At 69.0% G+C, this 16,967-nt stretch carries 18 protein-coding genes; 12 read left to right on the forward strand and 6 right to left on the reverse strand.

Going from position 1 to position 16,967, the window contains the following annotated elements:
- The first annotated feature begins 80 nt into the window (after positions 1 to 80).
- Together KW835_RS14355 and KW835_RS14360 are read left to right on the forward strand one after the other, a co-directional pair.
- Positions 81 to 1,649 (forward strand): ATP-binding protein, encoded by a 1,569-nt coding sequence (locus KW835_RS14355; protein WP_218383485.1) that lies wholly within the window; start codon positions 81 to 83, stop codon positions 1,647 to 1,649.
- Positions 1,646 to 2,281, forward strand: a complete 636-nt coding sequence (locus KW835_RS14360; RefSeq protein ID WP_218383486.1) for a response regulator transcription factor — start codon at positions 1,646 to 1,648, stop codon at positions 2,279 to 2,281. The genes KW835_RS14355 and KW835_RS14360 overlap by 4 nt, the downstream gene beginning before the upstream one ends.
- A 249-nt stretch (positions 2,282 to 2,530) precedes the next feature.
- On the opposite strand, the gene KW835_RS14365 is transcribed toward KW835_RS14360, so the two are convergent.
- Positions 2,531 to 3,478 (reverse strand): EamA family transporter, encoded by a 948-nt coding sequence (locus KW835_RS14365; protein ID WP_218383488.1) that lies wholly within the window; start codon positions 3,476 to 3,478, stop codon positions 2,531 to 2,533.
- A gap of 97 nt (positions 3,479 to 3,575) precedes the next feature.
- Here KW835_RS14365 and KW835_RS14370 point away from each other — a divergent pair, with 97 nt between their 5' ends.
- The 3 genes from KW835_RS14370 to arsC all read left to right on the forward strand — a co-directional run bounded on the left by KW835_RS14370 (position 3,576) and on the right by arsC (position 5,495).
- Positions 3,576 to 4,037 (forward strand): Lrp/AsnC family transcriptional regulator, encoded by a 462-nt coding sequence (locus KW835_RS14370; protein WP_218383489.1) that lies wholly within the window; start codon positions 3,576 to 3,578, stop codon positions 4,035 to 4,037.
- A 250-nt stretch (positions 4,038 to 4,287) separates the two neighbouring features.
- Entirely contained in the window at positions 4,288 to 5,025 is a 738-nt protein-coding gene (locus tag KW835_RS14375; RefSeq protein WP_218383490.1) for a DUF1045 domain-containing protein, read from the forward strand.
- A 44-nt stretch (positions 5,026 to 5,069) separates the two neighbouring features.
- Positions 5,070 to 5,495 carry an arsenate reductase (glutaredoxin) gene (gene arsC, locus KW835_RS14380; protein ID WP_218383491.1) on the forward strand — a complete coding sequence of 142 codons (426 nt, stop codon included), beginning with the start codon at positions 5,070 to 5,072 and terminating at the stop codon, positions 5,493 to 5,495.
- 90 nt (positions 5,496 to 5,585) lie between these two features.
- On the opposite strand, the gene KW835_RS14385 is transcribed toward arsC, so the two are convergent.
- Positions 5,586 to 6,233 (reverse strand): DNA-3-methyladenine glycosylase I, encoded by a 648-nt coding sequence (locus KW835_RS14385; protein WP_218383492.1) that lies wholly within the window; start codon positions 6,231 to 6,233, stop codon positions 5,586 to 5,588.
- Between the two features lie 113 nt (positions 6,234 to 6,346).
- Between KW835_RS14385 and KW835_RS14390 the strand changes: the two genes are divergently transcribed.
- Genes KW835_RS14390 through KW835_RS14400 form a run of 3 tightly spaced genes read left to right on the forward strand, consistent with a single transcriptional unit; the run spans position 6,347 to position 8,663 of the window.
- The gene (locus tag KW835_RS14390) at positions 6,347 to 7,504 is read left to right on the forward strand and encodes an aminopeptidase (protein ID WP_218383493.1); all 1,158 of its coding nucleotides are present in this window, start codon (positions 6,347 to 6,349) and stop codon (positions 7,502 to 7,504) included.
- Entirely contained in the window at positions 7,497 to 7,916 is a 420-nt protein-coding gene (locus tag KW835_RS14395; protein ID WP_218383495.1) for a polyhydroxyalkanoic acid system family protein, read from the forward strand. Before KW835_RS14390 ends, KW835_RS14395 begins: the two co-directional genes overlap by 8 nt.
- A gap of 15 nt (positions 7,917 to 7,931) precedes the next feature.
- Positions 7,932 to 8,663, forward strand: a complete 732-nt coding sequence (locus KW835_RS14400) for a nitroreductase (RefSeq protein WP_218383496.1) — start codon at positions 7,932 to 7,934, stop codon at positions 8,661 to 8,663.
- A 12-nt stretch (positions 8,664 to 8,675) separates the two neighbouring features.
- Here the strand turns inward: KW835_RS14400 and KW835_RS14405 are convergent, their stop codons facing one another.
- Positions 8,676 to 9,755, reverse strand: a complete 1,080-nt coding sequence (locus KW835_RS14405) for an ornithine cyclodeaminase (RefSeq protein ID WP_218383497.1) — start codon at positions 9,753 to 9,755, stop codon at positions 8,676 to 8,678.
- Positions 9,756 to 9,885: 130 nt separating this feature from the next.
- The gene (locus KW835_RS14410; RefSeq protein ID WP_218383498.1) at positions 9,886 to 10,626 is read right to left on the reverse strand and encodes an IclR family transcriptional regulator; all 741 of its coding nucleotides are present in this window, start codon (positions 10,624 to 10,626) and stop codon (positions 9,886 to 9,888) included.
- A gap of 162 nt (positions 10,627 to 10,788) precedes the next feature.
- Here KW835_RS14410 and KW835_RS14415 point away from each other — a divergent pair, with 162 nt between their 5' ends.
- The gene (locus KW835_RS14415; protein ID WP_218383499.1) at positions 10,789 to 11,721 is read left to right on the forward strand and encodes a hydroxymethylglutaryl-CoA lyase; all 933 of its coding nucleotides are present in this window, start codon (positions 10,789 to 10,791) and stop codon (positions 11,719 to 11,721) included.
- Positions 11,714 to 12,943, forward strand: coding sequence for a CaiB/BaiF CoA-transferase family protein (locus KW835_RS14420; RefSeq protein ID WP_218383501.1), 1,230 nt, complete (start codon positions 11,714 to 11,716; stop codon positions 12,941 to 12,943). The genes KW835_RS14415 and KW835_RS14420 overlap by 8 nt, the downstream gene beginning before the upstream one ends.
- A 243-nt stretch (positions 12,944 to 13,186) precedes the next feature.
- On the opposite strand, the gene KW835_RS14425 is transcribed toward KW835_RS14420, so the two are convergent.
- Positions 13,187 to 13,441, reverse strand: a complete 255-nt coding sequence (locus KW835_RS14425) for an acyl-CoA-binding protein (protein WP_218383503.1) — start codon at positions 13,439 to 13,441, stop codon at positions 13,187 to 13,189.
- 148 nt (positions 13,442 to 13,589) lie between these two features.
- On the opposite strand from KW835_RS14425, the gene KW835_RS14430 reads away from it, so the two are divergent.
- Both KW835_RS14430 and KW835_RS14435 read left to right on the forward strand, forming a co-directional pair.
- Positions 13,590 to 15,230, forward strand: a complete 1,641-nt coding sequence (locus KW835_RS14430) for a wax ester/triacylglycerol synthase family O-acyltransferase (protein WP_218383505.1) — start codon at positions 13,590 to 13,592, stop codon at positions 15,228 to 15,230.
- A complete protein-coding gene (locus tag KW835_RS14435) occupies positions 15,227 to 15,814 on the forward strand; it encodes a DUF922 domain-containing Zn-dependent protease (protein WP_218383506.1) in 588 nt (195 codons plus the stop codon). Before KW835_RS14430 ends, KW835_RS14435 begins: the two co-directional genes overlap by 4 nt.
- 100 nt (positions 15,815 to 15,914) lie before the next feature.
- Here the strand turns inward: KW835_RS14435 and KW835_RS14440 are convergent, their stop codons facing one another.
- Positions 15,915 to 16,865, reverse strand: a complete 951-nt coding sequence (locus KW835_RS14440) for a LysR family transcriptional regulator (protein WP_218383508.1) — start codon at positions 16,863 to 16,865, stop codon at positions 15,915 to 15,917.
- Positions 16,866 to 16,967 lie beyond the last annotated feature (102 nt).

Consider the following 16,967-nt stretch of genomic DNA (forward strand, 5'->3'; position numbering starts at 1 on the left):
CCTGAAGGCTGCGCAGAGAGCCCGGCGTTTCGCGATGCCCGCCCCCTCCGGGCGATGTGCGCCATGCCAGAATCGACGGCATGACCAAGGCATGGCGCCGCCACTTCGCAGGACTGCATCTCGCCGCGCTGGTGCTGTGGGCGCTGGTGGCCTGCGCGGGGTCTGCCTGGCTCGCATCGGCACGGCTTGCGCAGCTGCACGCGGCCTTCGAGACGGATGCCCGCATCGTGCACCGCCTGCTGAGCCAGCGGGTGGTGCAGCACGATGCTGTCATGTCCACCCTTGCCCTGCTGCAGCCCCCGGCCGCAATGGGCGGCGACGCCGCTGCGCAAGCCGCCCCCCTTCCCCGCCTGCCGTCGGTGTACCCGCAGATCCTGTCGGTGCTGCAGAGGCCCGCCGACGGCGCCTGGCCTGCGGCGCTGCAAACCCCTCTGGCAGCGGCGGAGGCTGCATCGCGCCGCTCAGGCCACCCGGAGATGGCGCTGCCGGACCTGCCCGCCGGCCGCTTCTACCTCGTGCTGGGCAGCACGCCCGCCAGCCATGCGCTGCAGATCGACCTGCGCACCACCGTCCCGCAGGATGAGTGGCCGATGGACATGGCGGCGAGCCCCGTGCGCGTCACGCTGGAGCACGGCGGCGCGGTCTTCGTCGTACAGCCCGGGCGTCTGGCCGACGGCCTGGGCTGGTCCTACGAATTCCACAAGCTGCTGGCGGCGGCCAGCCAGCCGCTGGACGTGGTGGCGCGGCGCAAGGTGGGCCTGGCCGAATTGCCCTGGCTGGCCATGCTGGGCTGGTGCGCGCTCACCGCGGCGCTGTGGGCCGGCGCCGTGGCGTGGTGGCGCCAGCGCGTTGCGCGCCAGCGGGCCGAGGAACTGCTGCGTCTGGGCCAGGTGGCGCGGCTGAACACGCTGGGCGAGCTGGCGGCCGGCATGGCGCATGAACTGAACCAGCCGCTCACCGCGCTGTTGTCCAGCACGCAGGCCGCCCAGCGCCTGCTGGCCGACGAACCGCCGGACCTCGCCACCGCGCAGACGGCCATGTCCCGCGCGGTGGAGCAGGCACGCCGCGCCACCGCCGTGGTCGGCCGCCTGCGCAGGCTGGTCGAGCGCCCGGACCTCGCGGGCCAGGCCCAGTCGCTGCCCCCCGCGGTAGCCGTGCAGGACGTGTTGCACCTGCTGGAGCCCGAGATGGCGCAGCGCGGCGTGGCCCCCACGGTGGCCGTCGCACCCGACCTGCCCGCCGTGCTGGCCGAGCCCGTGGCCCTGCAGCAGATCGTGCACAACCTGCTGATGAACGCGCTGCAGGCGCTCGACCAGGTGCCGCAGCCAGAGCGCCGGTTGGCACTGCGCCTGTGGATGCCGGACGCCGCGCACGTGGCGCTGTCGGTGCGCGACCACGGCCCGGGCGTCCCGCCCGAGGCGCGTGCGCACCTGTTCGAACCGTTCTACACCACGCGCACCGGCGGCCTGGGGCTGGGCCTCACGCTGTGCGAGAGCCTGGCGCAGGCCATGGGCGCGAGCCTGGTGCTGGCGCCACAGCCGTCGTCGGCCAGCGAACGCGGAGCGGAGTTCGTGCTGACCCTGCCCGCGGCGCCGACCACAGCCAACCCGCAGCCTGCGCCGGTGCAACCACCGCCGTCAATGCCATGATCATCAGCACCAACGACAACGCCACTTCGCTGTCCCCCCTGATCCACCTGGTGGACGACGACGCCGCCGTGCGCGAAGGCCTTGCCCTGCTCATCAGCACCGTGGGCCTGCGCGTGCAAGCCTGGGCCGACCCGCAGTCGTTCATGGCGGGCTTCGACCGCGCCAGCATCGGCGCCATCGTGCTCGATGTGCGCATGCCGGGCATGAGCGGTCTCACGGTGCTCGAGCAGCTACTGGCCCAAGGCGTGGACCAGCCGATGATTTTGCTCACCGGCCACGGCACCGTGGAGATGTGCCGCCGCGCCTTCAAGGCCGGTGCGGCGGAGTTTCTGGAAAAACCCGTCGATGACGAAGTGCTGATAGAGGCCCTGCAGAACGCCGTGCGCCAGCACGTGCGATCGCGCGAACGCCACCATGCCGACCAGCAGGCGCGCGAGCGTTTTGCACAGTTGTCGGCGCGCGAGCACGAGGTGCTGGGCCTTATTGTCGAGGGCCTGACCAACAAGGAGATCGGCAAGGCGCTGGCCCTGTCGCCGCGCACGGTGGAGACGCACCGGGCCAACCTGTTTGCAAAATTGGGGGCGGAGTCGCTGGCGCAGTTGATACGGCGGTATGCGGCGCTGGTGGAGTGAAGCGTTCGCGGCTCGCTGCACAGGGCCCGTGACCTCTATCCGTCCGGGTTGAGCCTGTCGAAACCTGGGCGCCTCACCCCACCTGTTCGGGTTGAGCCTGTCGAAACCTGGGCGGCTCGCGGATGGGCTGCACGCCTGGCTCCAGGGCGGTGGCTGCACCCGGGCTTCGAAAGGCTCTGCCCACACGGTATGGGGGAGGCACCCTTTCACAACAAGCAGAGCCCGACGGTTTGAGCCCCCGCGCACCAGCTACCCCGCGCGCACTCGCCACCAAGAAGCCTTTCGCCCCGCCCACCAGGCCTGCAGCGATTTCCCGTAAAGGATCAACACCAGCGCCGCGCCAATCAGCGGCAACGCCGCAAACACCCAACCCGTGAGCAACTCGCCCCCCAGCACCACCCCCACCAGCAACGCCACCGCCGGGTTCACGAACGAATAGCTCCCTGCCAGCGCCGCCGACGTGTTCTGCAGCAGCCACAGATACGCATTGAGCGCCACCAGCGTGCCGAACACCAGCAAGTAAACCCACGCCGCCCACGACCGCGCACTGACCTGCCCCAGCGCGCTCAATGGCTCGAAGAACAGCGCCGCCACCAGTCCCATCGCCCCTCCCGCCAGCCACTGCGCGGCTGCCGCCATGGCCGGCGCAGGCAGCGACAGCTTGCGCGAGGCATACGAGCCCACGCTCCAGCACAGCGGGGCGCCGAAGGCCAGCAAGGCACCCAGCCAGGTGGTCGAGAAATCGCCTTCGAGAGCCAGCAACAGCGCGCCGACCACACCCAGCGCCAGGCCAGCCCAACTGGTGACAGGCACGCGCTCGCCACCCCAGTGAGTCCACAGTGCCAGCCACATCGGCATGGTGGTCACCACCGTCGCCATGAGGCCCGAGCCGATGCCCAGCTTCTGCGCAAAGCCCACCAGGTTCATCGCCAGGAACACCATCAAGGCGCCAACGATGGCCGAGTTGCGCCACTGCACCGCCGTGGGCAGCGCGTGCCCCTGCCACAACGCCACCAGCAACATCACGCCACCCGCGCACAGAAAGCGGATGGCGCTCATGAACAACGGCGGCATCGTCTGCAATGCAATGCCGATGGCGAAGTACGTCGTGCCCCAGACCACATACACGAGCAACAGAGCCACAACCAAAGCCCAGGGTGCGCCATGGCGGGCTTGCGTGTTGATATTTGCCGGCATATTCTCCACCTGACCGAATAATTTATGGAATTCGCAAGAATTTCGGAATTTTTACCAAATCCAGGCGACTATGCAAGCAAATATTCAGACAGATGACATGGACGCCAGAATTATTTCGGCACTGAGCACGGATGGCCGACGTTCCTACGCCGAGGTGGGGGCTGAGGTGGGCCTGTCCACCGCCGCCGTGCACGAGCGGGTGAAAAAGCTGCTGGACAAGGGTGTGATCCGCCGGTTCTCCATCAGCGTGGAACCCGAGCGCGTGGGGCTGTCATTCACGGCCTTCGTGGCCATCCGCAACGACGGCGGCGCGCACTGCCGAGACATCGCACCGCGCCTGCAAGCCATGCCCGAAATCGAAGAGCTGCACAGCGTGGCCGGCGAATACGACTTCCTGGCCAAGGTGCGCACCACGCACGCACGGGCACTGGAAGACGTGCTCTACCAGATCAAGGCCATCGAGGGCGTGGCCCGCACCACCAGCACGGTGGTGCTCAACACCGAGTTCGAGGACCGCCCGCTGGACCTCGGATGGATGGCGGCGGACAAGGCGGCCTGAGCAGCGCGGGCACGGTGACAACACCGGTCCCCCGGGGAAGGCGGCGTCGACAGCAGCCATGTCGCGCTCCACGGTACCTCCATTGCGGACTCGACGCCTCACGCGTGGTGCTGAGCTCGCCCCGGGGTGGCACCGAGGCCGACGCCCACACGGACTCCAGCACACGGCAGGGGGGCCTGAAGCACGCGGAATGTCAAGGACAATGCCGAGTGACCGGCATGACCCTTGCGCGGCCCCCCACTCCATCCCGATGAACGAAGCCACACCGCCCCCCGGCACCGCATACCGCTACGCGATCTACTTCGCCCCCAGCCCTGGCACCCTGGGCTGGCTTGCCGGCAGTCATTGGCTGGGGCGGTGCGCTGCGCTGCTGCAGCCCCTGCAGCAGCTCGACATCGAAGGCGTGCACCCCGACGACCTGCACCGGCTCACGGCCGCCCCGCGCCGCTATGGCTGGCACGCCACGCTGAAAGCCCCCTTCGCGCTGGCACCCGGCGTGGAATGGCTGCAACTGCACCATGCCGTCCAGACGGTGGCCAGCCGCCTGCGGCCCTTCGACATCCCCCCGCTGCAGGTGGAGCGCCGGGGCGACTATCTGGCCCTGGTGCCGCTGGCCGGCCCGACAACCGCCGCCGCCCAGGCCGCCCTGCACGACGTGGCCCAAGCCTGCGTGACCGCGCTGCAGCCGCTCGCCGCACCGTTGACCGATGCTGAACTGGCGCGCCGCCGGGCCGCCGGGCTGTCGCCAGAACAGGATGCGCTGCTGCAGCGCTGGGGCTACCCTTTCGTGATGGATGAATTCCGCTTCCACATGACGCTGGCAGGCCCGATGCACCAGCTGGACGCCGGCGCCCAGGCACTGGTGCACGCCGCGGCGCAGGACTACTTCTCGGACCTGCCCACGCTGCGCTTCAACAGCCTGGCGCTGTTTGCCGAACCCACGCCGGGCGCGGACTTCGTGCTGCTCGACCACATCGAGGTCGGCTGAGCCAGCGCCCCAACCCTCCTTTTTCGCCGGCAATCCACGAGACCATGACCGACATCGTCATCATCTACCACAACCCCCGCTGCGGCACCTCGCGCAACACGCTGGCCATGATCCGCAACAGCGGCATCGAGCCCGAGGTCATCGAGTACCTGAACACTCCGCCGGACCGCGCCACGCTGGTGGCGCTGATCGCGGCCACGGGCGCCCCGGTGATCGATGCCGTGCGTGCCAAGGAGGCGCTGTTCTCCGAGCTTCGGCTGGACGCCCCCGGCGTGACGGACGCGCAGCTCATCGACGCCATGCTGGCCCACCCCATCCTCATCAACAGGCCCCTGGTGGCCACGCCGCTGGGCACCCGCCTGTGCCGGCCGTCGGAGCTGGTGCTCGACATCCTGCCCGCGCCGCAGCGGGGTGCGTTCAGCAAGGAAGACGCAGAGGTGGTGGTGAACGCCCGGGGCGAGCGGGTCTGAGCCCTGCGGCAGACAGCCACGCGGCATGGTCCAGCCGTGGCGCCGCCACAGTGGTTTTCTTCGGCCTGGCAAGCACCAGGCCGTTGATGGTCAAGGAACCATGAACTGCGTCCGCGCCTGCAGCGCCTGCGCGCGCGAATGGCAGCCTTCGAGATGGTCGTTCACCAGCCCCATCGCCTGCATGAAGGCATACACGGTGGTGGGGCCCACAAACGTCCAGCCGCGCTTCTTGAGGTCCTTGGACATGGCCACCGAGGCGGGCGATGTGGACAGCGCGCGCGCCGCCTCGCGCGTGAGGCGCTCGGGCCGGTCGGCGGCCGTGGGCTCGTAGCGCCACGCGTAGCGGGCCAGCGAGCCGAACTCGCTGCGCAGCTCCAGCACGCGCCGCGCGTTGTTGATGGTGGAGACGATCTTGCCCCGGTGCCGCACGATGGCCGCATCCTGCACCAGCCGCTCGATGTCGGCCTCGCCGTAGGCCGCGACCTTCTCGGCGTCGAAGTGGTCGAACGCGGCGCGAAAGCCCTCGCGCTTGTTCAAGATGGTGAGCCAGCTCAGGCCGGACTGGAAGCCCTCCAGGCACAGCTTCTCGAACAGGCGCCGGTCGTCATCCACCGGAAAGCCCCATTCGGTGTCGTGGTAGTGGCGGTACAGCGGCGTGGCCTGGCACCAGGTGCAGCGCGGGCAGCCGGCGTCGTCGGCAAACAGTCCTTCGGGCAGGGTGGGGGTGGCGGCGTTCATCGCGCAGGATTCTAGGGGGACTCTCGCGAAAACCCGGGGCGCGCCGCGCCTATAAACTGCCTCTGGAATCCATTCGCCCCACCAATCATCTACCACCCACCGCCCGGCCACGCATGCGCCTGCCCTTTCCACGACCCCTGCCATGGCTGGCCCTGGCCTGCGCCGCGCTGCTGTGCGGCTGCGCCAGCACCACCAATTCGCTCGGCTACTACTGGCAATCGGTGCGCGGCCACATGCAGCTGATGCAGGCCGCCGAACCCATCGACCGCTGGATCGAGCGCACGGACATCAGCCCCGCGCTGCGCGAACGCCTGCAGCTGGCGCAGCGGGCGCGCGCCTTTGCGGTGGCCGAGCTGGGCCTGCCCGACAACGCGAGCTACCGCGACTACGCGGACCTCAAGCGCCCTGCCGCCGTGTGGAACGTGGTGGCAGCGCCGCCAGACGAGCTCAAGCTGCACACCTGGTGCTTCCCCTTCACGGGCTGCATCGGCTACCGGGGCTACTTTGCACAGGCCGATGCACAGGCCGAGGCCGACCAGTTGGCGGCCCAGGGGCTGGAGGTGGAGGTGTATGGCGTGCCCGCGTACTCCACGCTGGGCTACCTGAACTGGGCGGGTGGCGACCCACTGCTCAACACCTTCATCGGCTGGCCTGAAGGCGACTTCGTGCGGCTGCTGTTCCACGAGCTGGCGCACCAGGTGGTCTACGCCGAGGGCGACACGCTGTTCAACGAATCGTTTGCCACTGCGGTGGAGCGCATCGGCGTGGCGCAGTGGCTGGCCGCCCATTCCACCCCCGAGGCGCGCGTGGCCTACGCCACCAGCGAGGCGCGGCGCGGCGCCTTCCGAGCGCTGACCCGCGCCACGCGTGCACGGTTGGCCGATATTTATATGCAAAAAGAGGCACCAGCGCATGACAGACAAGCGCTGATTGCTATGAAAAAAGAAGCGATGCAGGACTTTCGTACCCGCTACGCAGCGCTGCGCGCGCAGTGGCTGGGCACGGCGCCGGGCGCCACCGCCCAGGTCACCACAGCGCAGGTCGCGGGTTACGACCGCTGGGTCGAGAAGGCCAACAACGCAAGCTTTGCAGCACAGGCCGCCTACGACGAACTGGTGCCCGCGTTCGAGGCCCTGTTCGAGCAGCAGGGCCGCGACTGGAGCCGGTTCTATGATGCCGTACGACAACTGACCCGCCAGCCGCTGCAGGAGCGCCAAGACGCCCTGCGCGCATTGGCGCCCACGACCCCCAAGGAGACACCCGGTGCCTGACATCCACATCCATCGCGAACACCACCTGGGCCTGCCTGCGGCCCGCAAGATCGCCTTCTCCTGGGCCGAAAAGGCCGAGGAAAATTTCGACATGGAATGTGTCTACGAAGAAGGCGACACCGAAGACATGCTCACCTTCACCCGCTCGGGCGTGAAGGGCACGCTGCTCGTGGACGCCCGCCAGTTCGAGATGAAGGCCCAGCTCGGCTTTCTGTTCGGCGCATTCAAGGACCGCATCGAGTCCGAGATCGGCGAGCAGCTCGACGCGCTGCTGAACGGCAAGCCGGCCAAGGCGGCGGGCAAAAAGGCCGCAGTCGATGCCGACGAGCCCGCGAAGGAAAAGACGGCCAGCGCCAAGGCCACGGCCCCCAAAGCGGCCGCCAAGACGGCCGCCAAGCCCAAGAAGGCCTGACGCCGGCTGCCGACCATGGCTTCTTCATCCCTGCCATCCACCGCGCCAGCCCCATCCGCCCCGCCGCCTGGGGGTGCGACAGCGTTCGACACGCTGTCGTCCCTGCTGCATAGCCGCTACAGCTGCCGCGCCTACCAGCCCGAGCCCCTGCAGCGCGCCACCATCGAGCAGATACTGGCGACTGCGCAGCGCACCGCATCCTGGTGCAACGCGCAGCCCTGGCAGGTGCACGTTGCCAGCGGCGCCACGCTCGCACGGCTGCGTGAGGCGTTTACCCAGGCGTTGCCCGCCGCCCCACCCACGCCCGACCTGCCCTGGCCGCGCGAGTACCGCGGCGTGTACCAGGAGCGCCGCCGCGAGTGCGGCTGGGGCTTGTACGAGGCCCTGGGCATCGCCAAGGGCGACCGCGAAGCCTCGGCCCGCCAGGCAGCGCAGAACTTCACGATGTTCGGCGCGCCGCACGTGGCCATCGTCACCAGCGACGAGGCGCTGGGCACCTACGGCGCGGTCGACTGCGGCGCGTACGTGGCCCACTTCATGCTGGCCGCCCACAGCCTGGGCGTGGGCTCCATCGCGCAGGCCGCGCTGGCGTCGTACCCCGCCGTGCTGCGCGAGGTGCTGGGCATCGGCGAAGACCGCACCATCGTCTGCGGCATCTCGTTCGGGATGGCGGACCTGGCGCACCCCGCCAACCACTTTCGCACCACGCGGGCCGATGTGGCCGACAGCGTGGTGTGGCGCGACTGACGGGGCCTTCGGTCAGGCCGCTGCGCGCAGCAAGGGGCTGCTGCGCGCCTGCAGGACGCCGAACAGATTCTTGGGGTCGGCCAGCGCGGGGATCAGCTCGATGCGCTCTCCCACACCCAGCGCCTGCGCCGCATCGCGCAGAAAGCGCAGGGCCGAGAAGTCCTCCAGCGCAAAGCCCACGGAATCAAAGACGGTGACCGCGGCATCGCCGCTGCGGCCTGGGCGCCGGCCGGCCAGCACCTCCCACATCTCGGTCACCGCAAAGTCGGCGGGCAGTTGCTGGATGTCGCCTTCGATGCGCGTCTGGGGCGCGTATTCCACAAACACCTGCGCCGCACGCAGCACGTCGGCATGCAGCTCGGTCTTGCCGGGACAGTCGCCGCCCACCGCGTTGATGTGCATGCCGGGGGCCAGCATGTCGGGCGTGAGTATGGTGGCGTAGGCCTTGTCGGCCGTCACCGTGGTCACGATGTCGGCCCCGCGCACCGCGTCGGCCGTGCTGGCGCAGGCGATGGTGGCGATGCCCGTGCCCTGCAGGTTGGCCTGCAGCTTGGCGGTGGCGGCCGGGTCGGTGTCGAACAGGCGCAGCGTGGTGATGCCCAACAGGTGGTGAAACGCCAGCGCCTGGAACTCGCTTTGCGCACCGTTGCCGATGATCGCCATGGTGCGGCTGCCGGGCCGTGCCAGTGCCCGCGCGGCCACGGCCGACATGGCGGCGGTGCGCAGCGCGGTGGTGAGCGTGAGCTCGCTCAGCAGCACGGGCGCACCCGTGGCCACATCGGCCAGCACGCCGAACGCCATCACCGTCGACAGGCCGTGGCGCGTGTTGCGCGGGTGGCCGTTGACGTACTTGAAGGCGTAGGTTTCATCGTCGGCAATCGGCATCAGCTCGATCACGCCGTCCTGCGAATGGCTGGCCACGCGCGCCGATTTGTCGAACGACTCCCAGCGCAGGAAATCGGCCTCGATGTTGTCGGCGATGCCGCGCAGGCAGGCTTTCACGCCCATGCGCCGCACGAGGGTGATGACGTCGGGGGCGCTGAGGTACAGGGTGGCGTGCGATGCGGTGGGTGTCAGGTTCTGCGTGACCATGGTCTTGTCTCCAAAGGTTTGAAGACAAGTTTCCGCCGGGCAGATGGCAATGGGAATCGCCAGAACTGCCGCATATTGCGCACCGCCTTGGCGAACTGGCAGCCGAAACTGGCCTTTTGCCCAGCCGGCCTCAGACCTGCCCGCTCAACCGGCGCGCGGCCTCCAGCACGGCCTTGACGTACCGCTCTTCATAGCGGTGCGCCGGCATGGTCAGCGTGACGGCAGAGGCCAGGCTGCCGTCGGCATGGAACACGGGCGCCGAGATGCCCGCCACCTCGTGCAGCCGGTCGCCCGCACCAGCCATATAGCCATCGGCGCGGATGCGGGCGTAGAGCGCACGGTCCTTCTGGCCGAGCGTGCGGCTGAGCTCCGGGTCGAACGCCACCAGCACCCGCCCGCCAGTGCCGCGCCCGAGCGGCAGCACATCGCCCGCACGGATGTGGTCGCGCACGGGGTGCGGCGAATCCACGCGGAACTGGCACAGCCGCACCGCGTCAGCGCCCTGGCCCTGGCGCACGTGGTACGCCGCGCTCTCGCCCGTGGCGGCCACCAGGTCGTGCAGCACGGGCAGCACCACCCGGTCGAGTGAGAACGATGCCGCGTACAGCGCATGCAGCCGCGCCACTTCAGCGCCCAGGGCGTAGCGGCCGTCCGCGAGGCGCTGCACCCAGCGCGCATGCTCCAGCGACGCCAGCAGGCGCAGCGCGGTGCTCTTGTGCAGTTGTGTGCGGGCGGCCAGCTCGGCCAGTGTGAGGGCGCCTTCCCCCGCGCGAAAGGCGGCCACCAGCGTGAGGGCGCGGTCCACGGCCGCCACACCGCCGGGCGCTGCGTGGGCGTCGGCCAGGGATTCGTGCGCGGATTTGCGGGGCATGGCGAGGGACCGTTGGCGAACGAAGGGCTTGGCTGCAGGGGTTGACGTAACCGCGCAAAAAGCCAATCATTCCATAAGAAAGAACACTGTTCTATCTATTAGAACAACGCACCGCGGCAGCGTCAAGCTCTTGCAGCCGCCCCGCACTGCACAAAGGACCCCATGGCAACCCCCGATATCCTCATCAGCGAAGTGGGCCCGCGCGACGGCCTGCAGTCCGTGCAGGCCACCATGCCCACGGACCACAAGCTGCGCTGGATCGACGCGCTCGTCGCCGCAGGCCTGCGTGAGATCGAAGTCGGCTCGTTCGTGCCCGCACGCCTGCTGCCCCAGATGGCCGACGTGGCCCAGGTGGTGCGCCACGCGCTCACCCACCCCGGCATCACCGTGATGGCCCTGGTGCCCAACCTGCGCGGCGCCGAGGCCGCACTGGCCAGTGGCGTGCACAAGATCACGCTGCCCGTGTCGGCCAGCGCGGCGCATTCACAGGCCAATGTGCGCAAGACCCCGGACGCCATGGTGGACGAGTTGCGCGCCATCACCCGCCTGCGCGCCGAGACTGCGCCCCAGGTGCTGGTGGAAGTCGGCATCTCCACCGCCTTCGGCTGCACGCTGCAGGGTGAGGTTCCCGAGGACGACGTGATCCGCCTGGCCACCAGTTGCGTGGCGGCGGGCGTGGACGAGGTGGGCCTGTCGGACACCACCGGCATGGCCAACCCCGCGCAGGTGCGCCGCCTGTTCACGCGGCTGCGCAGCGAGATCGGCCCGCACGCCGGCGCGGCCCACATGCACAACACGCGCGGGCTGGGCCTGGCCAACTGCCTGGCCGCGTACGACGTGGGCGTGCGCACCTTCGACGCATCGCTGGGCGGCCTGGGCGGCTGCCCCTACGCGCCGGGCGCCTCGGGCAATGTGGTCACCGAGGATCTGGTGTTCATGTTCGAGGCCATGGGCCTCTCCACCGGAGTCGATCTGCACAAGCTCTTCGCGGCCCGCGCGCCGCTGCAGGCGGGACTGCCCGGCGAGCCGGTGTACGGCATGACGCCCGAGGCGGGGCTGCCCAAGGGATGGATACAGGAGGCAACGCATGCTTGAGAACAACGACGGTGCCCCGAGCCAGGGCCCCAGCGACCTGCCCTACGCCGGCATCCGCGTGGTGGAGTTCACCCACATGGTGATGGGCCCGAGCTGCGGCCTGGTGCTGGCCGACCTGGGGGCCGAGGTCATCAAGGTCGAGCCCATCGGCCACGGCCGCGAGGGCGACGCCACGCGCAAGCTGCGCGGGTCGGGGGCGGGATTCTTCCCGCTGTTCAACCGCAACAAGAAGAGCCTGGCGCTGGATCTGGAAACCCCCGAGGGCAAGGAGGCCGCGCTGCGCCTGATCGCCACGGCCGACATCGTGTGCGAGAACTTCAAGCCCGGCACCATGAAGAAGCTGGGCCTGGACTACGCGAGCCTGAAGACCCTGAACCCGCGCCTCATCTACGTGAGCCACAAGGGCTTCCTGCCCGGCCCGTACGACCATCGCACGGCGCTCGACGAGGTGGTGCAGATGATGGGCGGCCTGGCGTACATGACAGGCCGCCCCGGCGACCCGCTGCGCGCGGGCACCAGCGTGAACGACATCATGGGCGGCATGTTCGGCGCCATCGGTGCCATGGCCGCGCTGGCCCAGCGCGAGAAGACGGGGCGCGGGCAAGAGGTGCAGAGCGCACTGTTCGAGAACAACGTGTTCCTCGTCGCGCAGCACATCATGCAGTTCGCCGTCACCGGCCAGCCAGCCGCCCCCATGCCTGCGCGCATCTCGGCCTGGGCGATCTACGACGTGTTCCAGGTGAAAGACGGCGAGCAGATCTTCTTGGCGGTGGTGAGCGATGGCGCGTGGGCCACGTTCTGCGATGCCTTCGGCTTTGCCGACCTGAAGGCCGACCCGCGCCTGGCCAGCAACAACGACCGCGTGCGCGAACGCGCCTGGATGATGCCGCTGCTGCGCGAGCGGCTCGCGGCCTTCAGCGCCGCGCACCTGGCCGAAGTGTTCGAGCGCCACGCCCTGCCCTTTGCCCCCATCACCCGGCCGCAAGACTTGCTTGACGACCCGCACCTGAACGCCACCGGCGCCCTCGCCCCCATGACCCTGCCCGACGGCCGCGCCAGCCAGACGGTGCTGCTGCCCCTGTCCATGGACGGCCAGCGCCCGGGCGTGCGGCTGTCGCCGCCCAGCGTGGGCGAGCACAATGCAGAGCTCCTGGCCGAGCTGGGTTACGATGCTATAAAAATTGAAGCGCTTGGCGCTTATCCAGCAAGCGGTAGGGCCTGATTTTTCTCAGATGGTGCTTGATGGGCCAATGACCTCGGTCTTCACATGCCCTCATCTCCACCTCTCCAGCCCTCCACCACCGTTCGGGCTGAGCCCGTCGAAGCCGGGGCGTGCCCCGCGCGTGCAAGGCTTCGACAAGCTCAGCCCGAACGGATGGAGGATCGGATTGGGGTCTCCGAGGCAAGTGCCCCCCAGAAAAAGCAAAAGCGGCCTGGGCCGCTTTTGCTGTGGGGGACCAGCTGCTTACTGCAGCGACGTGATCAGGTCGACATATTGTTGCTTGGCGGCATCGGCTTCGGTGCCCTTGAGCTTTTCCCACGCGTCCCACTTGGCGCGGCCCACCATGTCGGAGAAGCTGGGCTTCTTCTCGGCGTTGTCGCCGGCGGTGGCCTGCTTGTACAGCGCGTAGATCTTGAGCAGCGTGGCGTTGTCGGGGCGCTCGCTGAGGTTCTTGGAATTGGCGACGGCGGCTTCGAAGGTGGCGTTCAGATCGGCCATGGGTTTGCTCCTGCGTGGATTCGTATGGGGGAGGGAAAGAACGGTGTCGGCAAGGGTTTGCTGCGTTGTATCTTACGGGCTGCACGCTGCGGCCAGCGGTGCATCCATAGAGGCAAGCCCCCAAAAACGAACAACAGGTGTACATCTGATGGTGACCCGCATTCCCTCCCCCAGCACCACGGCCCCGCAACACGCTGCCGCCAGCCCTTTGAGCAAGGTACGCGCCCAGGCCCCCGACGTGGCCCTCCGCGCAGCCCAGGCCCTGCCCCCGGCGGCCCGCAAGGCTGCCACTGTGGTGCAAAAGAACATGCGCCGCGCCGCCACCGGCATGCTGGGCCTGTCGGGCGAACGCATGAGCAAGGTCGACACCGCCTGGCTGCGCATGGATTCGGCCAGCAACCTGATGATGATCAACGGCGTCTGGACGCTGTCGCCCGGCATCGGCTGGGAAGCCCTGTGCGAACGCGTGCAACAGCGCCTTTTGCAGTACCCGCGCTTTCGCCAGCGGGTCGTGGAAGACGCGGCGGGCGCCACCTGGGTGGAAGACCGCAACTTCGACATCGCAGCCCATGTGCTGCGCGAGAAGCTCACCATCAAGAAGGGGGAGAAGAGCATGCAGCGCGCGCTGCAGGACCGCGTGGGCGAACTCGCCATGCAGCCGCTGGACCCGCGCCGCCCGCTGTGGCAGATGCACCTGATCGAGGACTTCACGGGCGACGACGGCCAACCAGGCAGCGCGCTCATCGTGCGCATCCACCACTGCATCGCGGACGGCATCGCGCTGATCTCGGTCACGATGTCCATCGTGGACGGCGGCGCCGAGCCGCCCAGGCGCACCCGCAAACAGCGCGAACAGGCCGCCACGGCCGAGGACTGGATCGCCGAGACGCTCATCAAGCCCTTCACCGGCATGACCGTGAAGGCGCTGGACCTGGCGGGCGACAGCGCCGCCAAGTCGCTGCAGATGCTGGGCGACCCCGAGAAGACCATGCAAAGCGGCCTGTCGGGCACGATGGACATGGCGCGCGTGGCCTACCAGCTGGTCAGCGATGCGGCGGCCCTGGCGCTGATGCCCGACGACTCGCCCACGCGCCTGAAGGGCCAGCCCGGCCAGGCCAAGCGCGTGGCCTGGTGCCCGCCGATACCGCTCGAGGAGGTCAAGGCCATCGGCAAGGCGCTCAACTGCTCCATCAACGACGTGCTGCTGTCGTGCGTGGCCGGCGCCATCGGCGGCTACCTGCGCAGCCAGGGCGACGACCCCACAGGCCAAGAGATTCGCGCCATGATCCCCGTCAACCTGCGCCCCATGGAGGAGGCCTGGAAACTGGGCAACCGCTTCGGCCTGGTGCCGCTGGTGCTGCCCATCGGCATGGCCAACCCGGTGGAGCGGGTGTACGAGGTGCGTCGGCGCATGAATGCCTTGAAGGGCAGCACCCAGCCCATCCTGGCGTTTGCGATGCTGGCTGTTGCGGGCCTGATGATCAAGCCCGCGCAGGACGCGCTGCTCAACCTCTTCGGCCGCAAGACCACCGCCGTGATGACCAACGTGCCGGGCCCCAAGGAACAACTCACGCTGTGCGGCGCGCGCGTCACGCAGTGCATGTTCTGGGTGCCGCAGTCGGGCGACATTGGCCTGGGGGTCTCCATCCTGAGCTACGGGGGCGGCGTGCAGTTCGGCGTGATCACCGACACCGCGCTGTGCCCCGAGCCGCAGCGCATCATCGATGCGTTCACGCCCGAATTCGCGCAGCTGTCGCTGCTCACGCTGATGCTGCCCTGGGGCGAATGAACGCGACGGCGGCCACGGCCGCAAAGCCCGCCGCCCTGCTCCTGGCGCTGTACACCGCAGCGGCCGGCGCGCAGGCTGCAGTGGCCCAGGAGCACGTCGAGCGCCCCTACCCGGTGTACGCCCAGCCTTCCGACACGCTGCGCCAGGCGCTCAACGCAGCCACGCCCATCAGCGTGGATGGCAAGCGGTTCCATGGCTACACGCGCTGGAATGTGCGCTGGACCTTCCGCTGGCAGTCCGATGCCTCGGACCGTTGCCGCATCACGGAAGTCACCACCCGCCTGCGCACCGAGGTGCAACTGCCCGAGTTGCGCCGCGCAACCCCGCAGCAACGCGCGCTGTTCGACCGCTACCTGCCCGCCCTGTCGCGGCACGAGCAAGGCCACGTGCAGTTCGGCCGCGACGCGGCCCACGCCATCGACCAGGGCATTGCGCAGCTGCCTACCGCGCCCGATTGCGCCACGCTGGAGCGGCAGGCCAACGCGCTGGGCCACCGCCTTCTGCGCGAGCGTGCCGAGCGCGAAAAGCAGTACGACCGCGAAACACGCCACGGCGCATCGCAGGGCGCCCGACTGGGTGATTGATTGATTCGGCATCCATCCCCTTGACCGTTCTGGCTGAGACTGGCGAAGGGCTCAGCCCGAACGGTTTGGTTCTGGCGCCGTGGAGGCACGGAGCGCGTGCCTAGCTCGCCGCCAGCGACGCGGACAGCTCCCACACCGCCTCGGCCATCGGCGACATCTCGGCGCGCTGGCGGTACAGGCGGATCTGCACCGGCAGGCTCCAGTCGCTGCCGCCCGCAGCGACCAGAGTGCCGGCCTTGAGCTCGTCGGCAATCAGGCTTTCGGGTAGCCAGGCTACGCCACGGCCTTCGAGCGCCATGGTCTTGAGCAGCACCGCATGGTGGGCTGTGAACACCACCGCCACCCCTTGCGGCATGGCCGCGTCCGGCCCTTCGCTGAACAGGTGGCGCATGCGCGAGCGCATGATGCGGCCCAGCCCCGAGGCCTCGCTGTAGGCCAGCACGGGCACCGGGTCCTGCTGCACGATGGCGTGCAGCGGCTGGCCCGGCGACGCGGGTGCGGGCGCGCTCACCGGCAGCAGCACATCGTCCGACAGGCGCAGTACGGGGTACTGCGCCTCGTCCAGCCGGCCCGGCACGTCCGGGTGGCCATGGCACAGCACGAACTGCACGCGGCGCTGCAGCATCAGGTCTTCGCAGGCGTGCGAGCTGTCGGACATGGTCTGGATGGGGCCCATCTGCAGCCGCGCCTCCACCCCCACCAGCCAGCGCGGAAAGAAGGTGAGCGACAGCACATGCGTGGCCGCAAAGCGCAGGCTGGCGGCGGCCACATCGTGCGCGGCGCGCGCCTTGATGCGGGCGGCCTCCAGGTTGGCCAGGATGGTCTCCAGCAGCGGCAGGAACCGCTGGCCGGCCGGCGTGAGCGCCGCGGGGTGGGCGCTGCGGTCGAACAGCTCCACGCCCACCCACTCCTCCAGGGCGCGGATGTGGCGGCTGAAAGCGGGCTGGGCGATGGAACGCGCCTCGGCCGCGCGCGAGAAATTGCCGGTCTCGGCCAGGGCCAGAAAGTCCTCCAGCCACTCCAGATCCAGCGGTCGGTTGCCAGGGCCCATGGGTGCGTTCCTGCCTTGCGATAGTTGTATGCAATTGAAGTATTGGACCGCGGGCAGCGGGCGGGAAATGATCCACCCCGTCGTTCACAGCCTTCCAACACG

This window comes from Acidovorax sp. sic0104 (genome assembly GCF_019219095.1).
Classification (GTDB): Bacteria; Pseudomonadota; Gammaproteobacteria; order Burkholderiales; family Burkholderiaceae_C; genus Acidovorax.